Source organism: Mycobacterium sp. 050134 (assembly GCF_036409085.1).
Lineage (GTDB): Bacteria > Actinomycetota > Actinomycetes > Mycobacteriales > Mycobacteriaceae > Mycobacterium.
On record NZ_JAZGLV010000011.1, the window covers coordinates 16,613 to 30,489 of the forward strand.

Annotated in this window: 10 protein-coding genes; 1 reads left to right on the forward strand and 9 read right to left on the reverse strand. The window is 68.3% G+C overall.

The features are described from left to right. Positions 1-73: 73 nt before the first annotated feature. From hisG to metH, 4 genes are all read right to left on the reverse strand, one after another. Complete coding sequence (hisG, locus tag SKC42_RS14630; RefSeq protein ID WP_330965025.1) at positions 74-925, reverse strand: ATP phosphoribosyltransferase; 852 nt, start codon at positions 923-925, stop codon at positions 74-76. A gap of 2 nt (positions 926-927) precedes the next feature. Then, the gene (locus SKC42_RS14635; RefSeq protein WP_330965026.1) at positions 928-1,209 is read right to left on the reverse strand and encodes a phosphoribosyl-ATP diphosphatase; all 282 of its coding nucleotides are present in this window, start codon (positions 1,207-1,209) and stop codon (positions 928-930) included. 646 nt (positions 1,210-1,855) lie between these two features. Then, positions 1,856-3,568 (reverse strand): amidohydrolase, encoded by a 1,713-nt coding sequence (locus SKC42_RS14645; RefSeq protein WP_330965027.1) that lies wholly within the window; start codon positions 3,566-3,568, stop codon positions 1,856-1,858. 501 nt (positions 3,569-4,069) lie between these two features. After that, entirely contained in the window at positions 4,070-7,819 is a 3,750-nt protein-coding gene (gene metH, locus SKC42_RS14650; protein ID WP_442932151.1) for a methionine synthase, read from the reverse strand. 475 nt (positions 7,820-8,294) lie between these two features. Between metH and SKC42_RS14655 the strand changes: the two genes are divergently transcribed. Beyond that, complete coding sequence (locus SKC42_RS14655; RefSeq protein WP_330965029.1) at positions 8,295-9,185, forward strand: PAC2 family protein; 891 nt, start codon at positions 8,295-8,297, stop codon at positions 9,183-9,185. A gap of 39 nt (positions 9,186-9,224) precedes the next feature. Here SKC42_RS14655 and SKC42_RS14660 read toward each other — a convergent pair whose 3' ends face one another. From SKC42_RS14660 to SKC42_RS14680, 5 genes are all read right to left on the reverse strand, one after another. Beyond that, on the reverse strand, positions 9,225-10,112 hold the full coding sequence (locus tag SKC42_RS14660; RefSeq protein ID WP_330965030.1) for an SDR family oxidoreductase: 888 nt from the start codon (positions 10,110-10,112) through the stop codon (positions 9,225-9,227). 31 nt (positions 10,113-10,143) lie between these two features. Continuing rightward, complete coding sequence (mshC, locus tag SKC42_RS14665) at positions 10,144-11,379, reverse strand: cysteine--1-D-myo-inosityl 2-amino-2-deoxy-alpha-D-glucopyranoside ligase (RefSeq protein ID WP_330965031.1); 1,236 nt, start codon at positions 11,377-11,379, stop codon at positions 10,144-10,146. A 26-nt stretch (positions 11,380-11,405) separates the two neighbouring features. After that, on the reverse strand, positions 11,406-12,188 hold the full coding sequence (locus SKC42_RS14670) for a 3'(2'),5'-bisphosphate nucleotidase CysQ (RefSeq protein ID WP_330965173.1): 783 nt from the start codon (positions 12,186-12,188) through the stop codon (positions 11,406-11,408). A gap of 233 nt (positions 12,189-12,421) precedes the next feature. Continuing rightward, the gene (locus SKC42_RS14675; protein WP_330965032.1) at positions 12,422-13,246 is read right to left on the reverse strand and encodes an SCO1664 family protein; all 825 of its coding nucleotides are present in this window, start codon (positions 13,244-13,246) and stop codon (positions 12,422-12,424) included. Continuing rightward, positions 13,230-13,817 (reverse strand): DUF3090 domain-containing protein, encoded by a 588-nt coding sequence (locus SKC42_RS14680; protein WP_330965033.1) that lies wholly within the window; start codon positions 13,815-13,817, stop codon positions 13,230-13,232. The genes SKC42_RS14675 and SKC42_RS14680 overlap by 17 nt, the downstream gene beginning before the upstream one ends. Positions 13,818-13,877 lie beyond the last annotated feature (60 nt).

The following is a 13,877-nucleotide window of genomic DNA, read 5'->3' on the forward strand; positions in this document are numbered from 1 at the left end:
TGAGGCCTATGGAGGTGACACGGGCACGGCCCTAGGCGGACGCTAACACAGCGGCGCCGCCGGTGCCGGTCGATCAGAACCGGCAGAACCTGATGTCGGACGCCAGGATCGCCTTCGCGCCGATCGCCGCGAGCTCGTCCATGATCTCGTTGACGCCCCGGCGGGGGACCAGCGCGCGGATGGCGACCCAGTCCGGGTCGGCCAGCGGGGCGATGGTCGGCGACTCCAGGCCCGGCGTGATCGCCGTGGCCCTGTCCAACACCGAGCGAGGACAGTCGTAATCGAGCATCAGGTACTGCTGCCCGAAGACCACGCCCTGCACCCGGGCCACCAGCTGATCGCGGGCGGGGGCGGCCTGGCCGTCGTGGTCGACGCGTTCGATCAGCACCGCCTCCGAATCGCACAGCGGATCCCCGAACGCGACCAGGTTGTGCAGGGCGAGCGTGCGCCCGGACCCCACCACGTCGGCGATGGCGTCGGCCACCCCGAGCTGCACGGAAATCTCGACGGCGCCGTCCAGTCTGATGACGGTTGCGTCGACGCCCTTAACCGCCAAGTCTTTTCGGACGAGGTTCGGATAGGCGCTGGCGATCCGCTTTCCGGCCAGGTCGGCCATCGTCCACTGCCTGCCGGCCGGTCCCGCGTACCGGAAGCTGGACGAACCAAACCCCAGCGCGAGGCGCTCACGCACCCGTGCGCCGGAATCCAGCACCAGGTCGCGGCCGGTGATGCCGAAGTCAAGCTCTCCCGAACCGACATAGATGGCAATGTCTTTGGGCCGCAAGAAGAAGAACTCGACCAGATTGACCGGATCCACGACGGTCAGGTCCTTGGGGTCGGTGCGGCGCCGGTAGCCGGCCTCGGCGAGGATCTCGCTGGCCGGTTCGCTCAGCGCGCCCTTGTTGGGTACTGCGACCCGCAACATGCTCACAGCTTCCGGTAGACGTCTTCGAGGGACAGCCCGCGCGCGATCATCAACACCTGCGTCCAGTAGAGCAACTGGCTGATCTCGTCGGCGAGCGCCTCGTCGGCCTCGTGCTCGGCGGCCAACCACACCTCGCCGGCCTCCTCCAGGACCTTCTTGCCCAATGCGTGCACCCCCGCGTCCAGCGCGGCGACCGTCGCGCTGCCGGGCGGTCGGGTGCGCGCACGCTCCCCCAGTTCGGCGAACAGATCCTCGAAGGTCTTCACGGCGAGCGATTGTTCCACGCGGCGACGGCCGGAGTCACGGCGGTTTTCCGGCACGCGCGCGCGAGACCCGCGCCGACTCGGTTCCACGTTTGCTGAAACGGCACAGGCGCATCGAATTGGGCTAATATCCCGACAAGCAGGCCCGCAGCCACGCCGGCCAATTAGGCATTTGTTAAGTATTGAAACCGCCTTCCAAGTAGGCTACGTTTCTCCGCGAAAGCGATTTGAGCTGCGGTGTTATCAGACTCGGCAGCGCTGTCCCGGCCACGGAGTGCCGATGAGTGCCCTAATTTTCCGCCCGACACTGACGACCTCAAACGTGGGAGGCGCCGATGGCCCTGGGGTACCGCTACGCGACGTCCGGTGGCATATGTTTGCCAGGCCGAATGCGAGCCGCGCATCGATGACCACACCGCAAGACGGCGTGACGGCCATCCGAGACTGGTCGGTCGGGTATCTCCGGTCGTCAGCCCTCGCCTCGCTCACGACGGTCGGCGAACAGTTCGGATTGGTGGTTGTCATGGCGGCGGCGGCGCGCGTAGTGCCCATCCGCCGCGAGTGTGCGCAAAATGCCATCGTCAGCAGCGTGTCGCCGTACAAACACGCACGCTCGCGCGAGTTCTTGTGCGCGGTGCAACGGGACGACCGGTTCAGGACGCCGTCCCTACGCTCGCCCTGCAGGCGCGGGTTGCGCGGCGTGATCAGCCCGGTAGACCGTCCGGCCCTCTTTGAGCGTCTCAACCACATTGATGTCCAGCAACGCATCCGCCTCGACCGCGAGCGGGTTGGCATCGAGAATGACCAGGTCAGCCAGTTTGCCCGGCTCGATCGTGCCCTTGAGGTCCTCTTCGAAGATCTGCCAGGCCGCCTCAACGGTCAGCGATCGCAACGCCTGCCAGACGTCGATCCGTTCGGCGGGACCGATCGGGGTGCCTTTCTTCGATGTCCTCATGATCGATGACCACATCACCCGCATCGGCTCCATCGGTGTGACCGAGAAGTCCGTGTGGTTGGAGCAGTGCAGGCCCTTGGCGATCGCCGACGCCATCGGACTGAGGAAGCCCGCGCGGCGCGCACCGAGATTGGCGAGGTGCTCGTCGCCCCAGTAGAACGTGTGCGCGGTGAAGAAGCTGGGGTTGACGCCGAGTTCGACATAGGCGTCGAGCTGGTCGGGCCGCATGCATTGGGAGTGGATCACCACCGGGCGGTGGCCGTCCCCGGCGCGAGCGCCGGCGTCTCGCAGGCCCTCGATGGCTAGATCGATGGCGGCATCGCCATTGGCGTGCATGAAGACCTGAATGCCTTTGCCGTATATCTCGGCAACCGCCTCCTTGATGACTTCGGGCGGAAGTGTCGGTACGCCCCGCCAGTCTTGCTCGCCGCCGGGACCGGCGGTGAGCAGTGGCTCGGTCCAAAATGCCGTCTTGCCCTGGGGAGAGCCGTCCAGCACGAGCTTGATGCCCTGAAGCTTCAGGCGGTCGCGGTAAGCCCCGAAGGCCGTGCGGGCGTCGTCGGGCAGTTCGATAGGACCGCCGTGAAACTCCGGCGCCCACTGCTTGAGCATCTCGGGTATTTCGAAGATGAACGGCAGCGACACCACGTCGAGGTAGAGCAGGCCCTCGGCACCAGCCTTGCGCAGGAATCGCAGGTCGGCGGCGTTCGTGGCACCTTCCTGGCACGTCGTGACCCCGACCCGGGCGTATATCTGCTGGGCGGCATCCAGGGTGCCGAGACGCTCACGCTCACTCGCCTTGGGCATGTTGCCGAATATCGGCAGGAAAGCCGTCTCCATGACCAGGCCGGCCGGCACATTCGTGCCGGCCTTACGGACGATCACCCCACCGGCCGGGGTTTCGGTGCTCTGGTCGTAGCCGACCATCCGGAACGCCGCGGTGTTCAGCACCGCGCCGTGGTTGGAGCAGTGAATCAGCATCACCGGGTTCTCGGGAAACCACGGGTCCAGGTCGTCGACGGTGAGCTCGCGCTGCTCGGCCAGATTGGACCGGTCGTAGCCGTAACCGATGATCCAGTCGCCCGGGCCGAGCCCGAGCTTGCGGACATGATCCTGCAAGACGGCAACGACGTCGGCCACCTTGCTGACCGGCCCGGCCGGGACGCCCTGGACGTTGGCCCACGTGACCACCTGCGGTGCGTTCATGAAATGGCCGTGCGCGTCGATGAACGACGGCATCAGCGTATGACCGGCGAGGTCGACAATGCGGGTCGCGTCGCTTCTGGTTGCCATCACGTCGAGTTCGGAACCGACCGCCAGAATGCGACCTGACGCGACGGCAACCGCCTCGGCCTCTCGATGGCCGTCGACCATCGTCACGATGGTCCCGTTCCGGTAAATCGTGTCCGCGCCAGTGCTGGCCATCAATGCCCTTTCAGGACCCGAATCTGGGCGTGCAAGCCGACATCCGAGCGAACACGAACGACAGGATGGCACACACGGCCCGGCGAACCTAGGCCAGGCCTTCCCAGAACTTTGCAGGATCAATCGGCTGCCGTCCATGCCGAACAGCCCGACGCGCACCGGCCGGTCACGCGGCGCGCTGTTGACGCGGTCGTCGAAGAGGGATGGCCTTGCCGAACGCCGAACGCCGAACGCCGAACGCCGAACGCGGGACAGCGGCGCGCCGATTCCCGGCGAAATCAGGCATGCCCAGGGTACGAGCGGACCGACCACGCCGGCGATGGCGTCGGCCACTCCGAATTACGCGGAGATCTCCACGGCTTCGTTGAGCCTGATGACTGTCGAGTCAATCCCTTGGCCAACCAACTGTCTGCTCGGACCCGCCGCGAACGTGCGCAGAATGCCGCGTTCAGCGGCGTGTCGTCGAACAAACACGCACGCTCGCCACCGGCGCGCCGGGGCTCAGTCCTCGGGGTTGTAGCCGAGGTTGGGCGCGAGCCAGCGCTCGGCTTCCTTCAGGGTCCAGCCCTTGCGCCTCGCGTAGTCGGCGACCTGGTCCTGGGCCATCCGGCCGATGACGAAGTACTGCGACTGCGGGTGTGAGAAATACCAGCCGCTGACGGCGGCACCGGGCCACATCGCCATCGACTCGGTCAACTCGATGCCGGTCCGCTCCTTGACGTCCAGCAAATTCCAGAGCGTCACCTTCTCGGTGTGCTCTGGGCAGGCCGGGTAGCCGGGGGCGGGGCGGATGCCGCGGTACTTCTCGTTGATGAGCGCCTCGTTGTCCAGATGCTCGTCGGGCTGGAATCCCCAGAACTCCTTGCGAACCCGTTGGTGCATCCGTTCGGCGAACGCCTCCGCGAGCCGGTCGGCGAGGGACTCCAGCAGGATCGCGCTGTAGTCGTCGTGGGCCGCCTTGAACTCCGCGATCTTGTCCTGGCTGCCGAGCCCCGACGTGACGGCGAAGGCGCCGACGTAGTCGGCCAGGCCGGTGTCCTTGGGGGCGATGAAGTCGCCCAACGACCGGTTCGGGATGCCGTCCCGGTGCTCGCCCTGCTGGCGCAGGTTGTGCAAGGTGGTCAGCACCTCGGTGCGGGTGTCGTCGGTGTAGACCTCGATGTCGTCACCGACCGCGTTGGCCGGGAAGAACCCGATCACCCCGTTGGCGGTCAGCCACTTCTCCTTGATGAGGGTGTCGAGCATCTCCTGGGCGTCGTCGTATAGCTTGCGCGCGGCCTCGCCCGAGACCGGGTTGTTGAGGATGTCAGGGAAGCGGCCCTTCATCTCCCAGGCGTTGAAGAACGGCTGCCAGTCGATGTACTCGCGCAGCTCGGCGAGGTCGTAGTCGTGAAACTCCCGCACGCCGAGCCCCTGGGCGGGCACCGGCGGCGTGTAGCCGTCCCACTCGATCGGCGTCCGGTTCGCGCGGGCCATCTGGAGCGTCAGCATCGGCCGCTCATTCTTCTGGGAGTGCCGTTCGCGCAGCGAGGCGTAGTCCTTCTCGGTGGCCTCGAGCAGGGCGGGACGCTGCCTGTCGTCGAGGAGCGCCGCGGCGACGGGCACCGAGCGGGACGCGTCCTTGACCCACACCACCGGACCGGACCGACGCGGCGATATTTTCACGGCCGTGTGGGCCCGCGAGGTGGTCGCGCCACCGATCAACAGCGGGATTTCCAGCCCCTCGCGTTCCATCTCGACGGCGAAGTTGGACATCTCGTCGAGGGACGGCGTGATCAGTCCGGACAGCCCGATGATGTCGGCGTCGTGCTCCTTCGCCGCGGCCAGGATCTTCTCGGCGGGCACCATCACACCGAGGTCGATCACTTCGAAGTTGTTGCACTGCAGGACAACCCCGACGATGTTCTTGCCGATGTCGTGGACGTCGCCCTTCACGGTCGCCATCACGATCGTGCCGTTGGTGTCCTTCGAAGCGGCCGCGCCGGAGCTCACCTTCTCTTCCTCGATGAACGGCAGCAGGTACGCGACGGCCTTCTTCATTACCCGGGCCGACTTCACCACCTGGGGCAGGAACATCTTGCCCGAGCCGAACAGGTCGCCGACGACGTTCATGCCGTCCATCAGCGGGCCCTCGATCACCTCGATCGGGCGACCGCCCGCGGCGGCGATCTCGGCACGCAACTCCTCGGTGTCGTCATCGATGTGGGCGTCGATGCCCTTGACCAGGGCGTGCGTGATCCTCTCGCGGACCGGGAGGCTGCGCCACTCGGCGGCCTTCGGGTCCTCGGTCTTGTCTGTCTTGTTGAACCGTTCCGCGATCTCCAGCAGCCGCTCGGCCGCGTCCTCGCGGCGGTTCAGCACGACGTCTTCGATGCGGTCCCGCAGCTCGGGGTCGATCGAGTCGTAGGGCACCAGAGCGCCGGCGTTGACGATGCCCATGTCCAGGCCGGCCTTGATGGCGTGGTACAGGAACACCGCGTGGATCGCCTCGCGCACGGGGTTGTTACCCCGGAACGAGAACGACACGTTCGAGATGCCGCCGGAGATGTGCACCCCCGGCAGGTTCTCCTTGATCCAGGCGCAGGCCTCGATGAAGTCGATCCCGTAGGTCGCGTGCTCCTCGATGCCGGTCGCCAGCGCGAAGCAGTTCGGGTCGAAGATGATGTCCTCGGGCGGGAATCCGACGTCTTCGGTGAGGATCCGGTAGGCGCGCCCGCAGATCTGTTTGCGACGCTCCAGGTTGTCGGCCTGCCCCTGCTCGTCGAAGGCCATCACCACGACGGCGGCGCCGTACTTGCGGCACAGCCGTGCCTCGCGGACGAACTTCTCCTCGCCCTCCTTCAAAGAGATCGAGTTGACGATCGGCTTGCCCTGCACGTTCTTCAGGCCCGCCTCGATTACCTCCCACTTGGACGAGTCGATCATCACCGGGACGCGGCTGATGTCCGGCTCGGCGGCAATCAGCTTGGTGAACCGGTCCATCGCGGCGACGCCGTCGATCATGCCCTCGTCCATGTTGATGTCGATGACTTGGGCGCCGACCTCGACCTGCTGCAGGGCGACCGACAGCGCGGAGTCGTAGTCCTCGGCCTTGATCAGGTTGCGGAACCGGGCGGAGCCGGTGATGTTGGTGCGCTCACCGATGTTGACGAACAAGGAGTCGTCGGCGATGTTGAGCGGCTCCAAGCCGGAGAGCCGGGTGGCCACCGGGATTTCCGGCACCACGCGCGGCGGTTTGCCCTCGACGACCTTGGCGATCTCGGCGATGTGCGGCGGCGCCGTGCCGCAGCAACCGCCGACGAGGTTGACCAGGCCGGCCTCGGCGAAGTCGGCGATGTAGCCGGCCTGACGCTCCGGCGACTCGTCGTACTCCCCGAAGGCGTTGGGCAGTCCGGCATTCGGGTAGCAGGAGACGAAGGTGTCCGCGATCCGCGACACCTCGGCGATGTAGGGCCGCATCTCCGGGGCGCCCAGGGCGCAGTTGAGTCCCACGGCCAGCGGCTTCGCGTGGCGGATCGAGTTCCAGAAGGCCTCGGTGACCTGCCCGGACAGCGTCCGGCCGGACGCGTCGGTGATGGTGCCCGAGATGATCACCGGCCAGCGGCGTCCGCGCTCCTCGAACAGCGTCTCGACGGCGAACACCGCCGCCTTGGCGTTCAGCGAGTCGAAGATCGTCTCGATGATGAGGAGGTCGACGCCCCCGTCGACCAGGCCGTTGGCGGATTCGAGGTAGGCGGCGACCAGCTGGTCGTATGAGACGTTGCGCGCTCCCGGGTCGTTGACGTCCGGCGAGATCGACGCGGTGCGCGTGGTCGGCCCGAGGGCGCCGGCGACGTACCGGGGCTTTTCGGGGGTGCTGTACTCGTCGGCAGCCTTGCGGGCCAGGGCCGCGCCGGCGTAGTTCAGCTCGTAGCTCAGATCCGCCATGTCGTAGTCGGAGAGCGAGATCGCGTTCGCGTTGAACGTGTTGGTTTCCAGGATGTCGGCGCCCGCGTCGAGGTATTCGCGGTGGATCCCCTCGATGATCTGCGGCTGGGTCAGGTTGAGCAGGTCGTTGTTGCCCTGCAGCGCGGTCGGCCACTCCGTGAATCGCTCGCCGCGATAACCCGCCTCGTCGGGCCTGTCCCGCTGGATCGCCGTGCCCATCGCGCCGTCGATGACCATGATCCGCCGGCCGAGCGCAGTCCGCAGTTCGTCGGTGCAGTCGGGGCGGATGTTGGGCGCAAAGCCCTCTGACTTAACGGCGTTCACATACGTTCCTTCCATTACGGAAGGCGCCCTTGACTCCGCCGAGCGTGGCGGATACCGGCGGGACCGGAGATCCGTTGCAACGCCTCTCGACCAAAAAAGTCTACGTCCTCACCCGACGTCTGGACGCCCAGCTCAACCCAACCCGCGTTCGCGGCGCCCTGGGGCGCCCGCTCGCGGATCTCGTCGGCAATGTCGTAGTTACCAAGGGTAACGGAATTGCCGCCGACCGTATTTCGTCTCGGCCGCGTCGACGCCGCTGCTTGACGTCATCGCGGCTCGGACCGATCGCATGCGGCTCGATCTCCAGCGCAAAAATCCCCGTGTAGACGTGGTGTTCGTTAGCGGCGGCCGCCCCGTAAGGATAGTCGCGCTATGGAATGCGCCCGGTCGTCGACGGGTCCCTCCCTGACGGCGAGCGCCGAGTTCTCGGCCAGCGTATGCGCAGGCAGTCCGCAGGAGGCCGTACGCTGATTCTGTGACCCCGCCTCAGGGCCCCCCTTATGGAGAAGCCGCACTGCCCGAACTGCACAACACCATCGTCGTGGCGGCGTTCGAGGGCTGGAACGACGCAGGCGATGCGGCGAGCGACGCGCTCGACCACCTCGAGACCATCTGGGAAGCCGACCCGATCGTGGAGATCGACGACGAGGCCTATTACGACTACCAGGTGAACCGCCCGGTGATCCGCCAGGTGGACGGGGTGACGCGAGAACTGGTGTGGCCGGCGATGCGGATTTCCCACTGCCGGCCGCCCGGCAGCGACCGCGACGTCGTCCTGATGCACGGCGTGGAGCCCAACATGCGCTGGCGGACCTTCTCCGCCGAATTGGTCGCCATCGCCGACAAGCTCAACGCCGACACCGTCGTGATCCTCGGCGCGCTGCTGGCCGACACGCCGCACACCCGGCCGGTGCCCGTCTCCGGCGCGGCCTACTCCCCGGAGTCGGCGAAACGCTTCGGCCTCGAAGAAACCCGTTACGAGGGTCCGACCGGAATCGCCGGGGTGTTCCAGGACGCCTGCGTGGCCGCCGGGATCCCCGCCGTGACGTTCTGGGCGGCCGTGCCGCACTACGTGTCGCAACCGCCCAACCCGAAGGCGACGGTGGCGCTGCTGCGCCGGGTCGAGGACGTGCTCGACGTCGAGGTGCCGCTGGCCGACCTGCCGGCCCAGGCCGAGGAGTGGGAGCAGACCATCACCGAGATGGCCGCCGAGGACGAGGACCTGGCCGAGTACGTGGTGTCCCTCGAGCAGCGCGGCGACGCCGAGGTCGACATGAACGAGGCCCTGGGCAAGATCGACGGCGACGCCCTGGCCGCCGAGTTCGAGCGCTACCTGCGCCGCCGTCGCCCCGGGTTCGGGCGCTGAGCCCGCCCGACGTCGACTAGTTGCGTGCCCCAGCTCGCATCAACTCGACGCCGGGCCGTCCAGGCCCACGTTGTAGGCGCTGGTCGAGCGCCCCAACGCCGCCACCTCGGCGTCCATGCGCGGCACCAGCTCGGCGGTGTGCCGCAGCACCGGCAGCTCGCCGATCGGCGTGGACAGCACCGGCTTGAGCCACCGGAACAACCCCACCCAGGGCGGCGAGTAGACGCGCCGCGCGCGGCCCTCGATGCCCTTGACGAAGGCGTCCGCGCAGTCGTCGACGGTGGTGGTCTTGCTCAACGGCCACGGCAACTTCGTCAGCAATTCGGCGAACGACGGCAGGTCGGCCTTGGTGTCGCGGACCAGGGCGGTGTCGATCCACGACATGTGCGCCGAACCGACGCTGACGCCGTGGTGGGCCACCTCCAGGCGCAGCGCGTTGGCGAGGTTCTCAACGCCCGCCTTCGAGGCGTTGTACGGCGCCAGCCCCGGAGCCGCCGCGTACGCCGCCAGCGACGAGACGATCAGCACGTAGCCCCGGCGGTCGATCAGCGCCGGCAGGGTGGCGCGAACCGTGTGGAAGACGCCGAGCACGTTGATGTCGAGCACGCGCTTGAAAGCCTCGGGGTCGACCTGCAGCAGCGACCCGTAGCTGGCGATGCCCGCGTTGGCCACCACGACATCGATGCCGCCGAAACGCTCGACGGCCTGCGCCGCGGCGGACTGCATGGCGGGTAGATCGCGCACGTCGGCGACCGCGGTCAGCACCCGGTCGTGGCCGACCTCGGCGGCCAGCGCGGTGAGCTCGCCCTTGTCGAGGTCCGTCAGCACCAATTTGGCGCCCCTTTTGGCCAGCCGACGCGCCACCTCGGCCCCGATCCCCCGAGCGCCGCCCGTGATGAAAACAACCTTGCCCTGCAGTGACGTCATGGCCGAGACGGTACCTCGGCCCTCGCGGCGATTACAGGTCCACACCGAGCAGCGCGTCGATGGCGGTCGCCACCAGTGTCGGCGCCGCGGCATGATGGCCGCCGTATTCCAGCGTGTCGGTCACCCAACCATCAAGGGCGGCAAGCGCTTTGGGTGTATTTAGGTCGTCGGCCAGGTATTGGCGCAGGCGGGCGATCACGTCGGCGGCGTCCGGCCCCGCCGGCAGCGCGGTCGCGGTGCGCCAGCGGTGCAGCCGCGCACTCGCGTCGTCGAGCACCTCCTGGCTCCAGTACCGGTCCGCCCGGTAGTGGCCGGACAGCAGCCCCAGCCGGATTGCGGCCGGTTCGACGCCCTGTTCGCGCAGCTTCGACACCAGCACCAGGTTGCCGCGGCTCTTGGACATCTTGTGCCCGTCCCACCCGATCATGCCGGCGTGCACATAGTGCCGGGCGAATCGGCGCTCGACGCGGACGCACTCGGCGTGCGCGGCGGTGAATTCGTGGTGCGGGAAGATCAGGTCGGCGCCCCCGCCCTGGATGTCGGGGCCGGTGCCGATGCGGCTCAGCGCGATCGCCGCGCACTCCACGTGCCAGCCGGGCCGTCCGGCGCCGAAGGGTGATGGCCAGCTCGGTTCCCCGGGCCGCGCGGCGCGCCACAACAGGGCGTCGAGCTCGTCGCTCTTGCCGGGGCGGTGCGGGTCGCCACCGCGTTCCTCGGACAGCCGCAGCATCGTCTCGCGGTCATAGCCGGACTCGTAGCCGAACTGGGGCGTGGCGTCCACCCGGTAGTAGACGTCCGGGTAGTCGCCGTCCAGGACGTAGGCCGCGCCCGACGCCAGCATCTTCTCGACGAGCTCGACGACCTCGGCGATCGCCTCGGTGGCGCCGACGTACTCGCGCGGGGGCAGCACCCGCAGCGCGGCCATGTCCTCCCGAAACAGCGCGACCTCGCGGTCCCCCAGCACGCGCCAGTCGATGCCGTCCCGATCGGCGCGTTCAAGCAGCGGGTCGTCGACGTCGGTGACGTTCTGCACGTAGTGCACTTCGTGGCCGAGATCCAGCCATTGGCGGTAGACCAGGTCGAACGCCAGGTACGTCGCCGCGTGACCGAGGTGGGTGGCGTCGTAGGGCGTGATCCCGCAGACGTACATGCTCGCCTTCGCGCCGGCCGCGACGGGGCGCACCTGACGGTCGGCGGTGTCGTACAGCCGCAGCTCCGGCCCGCGCCCCGGCACCACGGGAACCTGTGTGGAAGACCACGTCTGCATAACGTCGACTCTAAACGCGGGCGAGGTCAGTGAAATTCCTGGCGGATGGCGCCGAGGAGGATCGGCGCCAGCTCGGCGCGGCACATCACGAAGTCGGGCAGGTAGGGGTCGAGCTGGTTGTAGCGCAGGGGCGACCCGTCGAGCCGCGACGCGTGCATGCCCGCGGCCATCACCACCCCGGCCGGTGCCGCCGAATCCCACTCCCACTGGCCGCCTGCGTGCACGTAGGCGTCGACGTCGCCGTCGATGATGGCCATCGCCTTGGCGCCCGCGGAGCCGATCGCGACGGGCTGGATGTGCAGGGTCTGCCGCATGCGGTGCAGGACCGCCGGCGGCCGGGTCGCGCTGACGGCGATGCGGATGGTGTCCGGAATGCCCTCGCGGGCGGCGCCATCGGTGACCGTATCGCTGCGGTACACCGTGTTGCCGCGCGCCGGCAGGGAAACCGCCGCGTCGGTGATCTCGCGCGCGTGGTTGCCGGATTGGCCGTCGGCCGGGCGCTGCCACAGCGCGACGTGCACCGCCCAGTCGTCGCGGCCCGGCGTGGAGAATTCGCGGGTACCGTCCAGCGGGTCGATGATCCATACCCGGTCGTGTTTGAGCCGCACCAGGTCGTCGTACGCTTCCTCGCTGAGCACCGCGTCGCCCGGCCGCTCGGCACGCAGGCGCCGCAGCAGGAGGTCGTTGGCCAGGGCGTCGCCCGCATCGCCGAGCGCCCACGGATAGCCGAAGCCGATCTCGTCACGCACCTTCAGCAGCAGCTCCCCCGCGTCTGCGGCCAGGTCGGCAGCGAGCGCGGCATCCGTCATCTCATCGCCGGCCGGGGTCACCGCATCAGTATCGCCGACGGCCCGCACGAGCGCGCTCGCGATCGGCGCTCAAAAGCCGGCGCCGACCCGCCACGCCCGGCCCCGCCGCGCTCGCGATCGGCGCTAAAAAGCCGGCGCCGACCCGCCACGCCCGGCCCCGCCGCGCTCGCGATCGGCGCTAAAAAGCCGGCGCCGACCCGCCACGCCCGGCCCCGCCGCGCTCGCGATCGGCGCTAAAAAGCCGGCCAGGGGATCGGGCGATGCCGGTTGGGGCCGGGCATGACGGGGTTTTTCAGCAGTGCGAGCGCGCGCTTGCGCAGTGCCGTGACCTCGGCTCGGGTGATCCGCCCGGCCAGCTCGTCGCCGAAGGAGCCGGCGAGCGCCTCGGCGAGCCCGGCCACAGCCTCCAGCGCCTCGTCATCGACCGGCTTGCCGGCCCACCCCCACAACACGGTGCGCAGCTTGTTCTCCACGTGCAGGCAGACCCCGTGGTCGACGCCATAGACGCGGCCGTCGACGCCACACAGGATGTGGCCCCCCTTGCGGTCGGCGTTGTTGACCAGCACGTCGAACACCGCCATCCGCCGCAACCGGGCGTCGTCGGCGTGCATCAGGATGACCTCGTCGCCGGCGTAGTCGTAGGCGCGCAGCACCGGCAGGTAGCCGCGGCCCGGCTTGCCGACCGGGAACAGGTCGACGAGGTCCGGGCCGGGCGGCGGATCGGAGTCGGCCGCGTCGCCGGGCTGGTCCACCCACAGCTGCAGCATCCCGGGACCGTTTGGACCGTCTCGAATCACCGTGTAGGGCACGATGTTCCAGCCCAGCTGCCGCGACACCAGGTACGCGGACAGCTCGCGGCCGGCCAGGGTTCCGTCGGGAAAGTCCCACAGCGGCGCCTCACCCGCGACCGGCTTGTAGACGCAGTGGACCGTGGCCTCGCCGAGGGTGGCTTCGCAGAGGAAGGTGGCGTTGCTGGCTGAGCGGATGCGCCCGAGGACCGTCAGCTCGCCGTCCCGAAGCACCTCACGCTCGTCAGTCCCGTTATTCCTCGGCGTCATCGTTCGGCCCGAGCAGCGCGCTGCGCCGGTAGCCGTTGGTGCGCGCGCAGATGTGACCCTCGGGGTCCAGCGGTTCCTCGCACAGCGGGCAGGGCGGACGTCCGGCCGAGATGACGCGATTGGAGCGCGTGGCAAACTGGCGCGCGGATTCCGGCGTCAGGAACACGCGGACCGCGTCCGGGCCCTCATCGGTGTCGTCCAGGACCACCGACGCGTCGAATTCGGCGTCGGTGACCGCGAGGAGTTCCACCACCACGGTCTGCGCCTCGGAGTCCCAGCCCAGGCCCATGGTGCCGACCCGGAATTCGGCGTCGACCGGCGTGATCAGCGGGCTGAGGTCGTCGATCTCGGTGGGCTCGGGCGGAACGGGCGTGCCGAACCGGCGGTTCACCTCGAGCAGCAACGCGCCGATGCGTTCCGCGAGTACCGCGACCTGTTGCTTTTCCAACACCACCGACACCACCCGCGAATCGCCGACCGCCTGGATGTAAAACGTCCGATTGCCGGGCTGGCCGACGGTCCCGGCCACGAATCGGTCGGGTGTGCGGAAAACGTGGATTGCGCGTGCCATGGCAACTCCAAAATACCGGCTGTTGCGGTCACCGTGCGATCCGATCACCGTTGTGGTCCG

What these genes read in the sequence shown, in the direction of transcription:
- hisG (WP_330965025.1), bottom strand. Translation starts at nt 925, where the DNA reads ATGTTGCGGGTCGCAGTACCCAACAAGGGCGCGCTGAGCGAACCGGCC.
- SKC42_RS14645 (WP_330965027.1), bottom strand. Translation starts at nt 3,568, where the DNA reads ATGGCCAGCACTGGCGCGGACACGATTTACCGGAACGGGACCATCGTG.
- SKC42_RS14660 (WP_330965030.1), bottom strand. Translation starts at nt 10,112, where the DNA reads ATGACGTCACTGCAGGGCAAGGTTGTTTTCATCACGGGCGGCGCTCGG.
- mshC (WP_330965031.1), bottom strand. Translation starts at nt 11,379, where the DNA reads ATGCAGACGTGGTCTTCCACACAGGTTCCCGTGGTGCCGGGGCGCGGG.
- SKC42_RS14670 (WP_330965173.1), bottom strand. Translation starts at nt 12,188, where the DNA reads ATGACGGATGCCGCGCTCGCTGCCGACCTGGCCGCAGACGCGGGGGAG.
- SKC42_RS14675 (WP_330965032.1), bottom strand. Translation starts at nt 13,246, where the DNA reads ATGACGCCGAGGAATAACGGGACTGACGAGCGTGAGGTGCTTCGGGAC.
- SKC42_RS14680 (WP_330965033.1), bottom strand. Translation starts at nt 13,817, where the DNA reads ATGGCACGCGCAATCCACGTTTTCCGCACACCCGACCGATTCGTGGCC.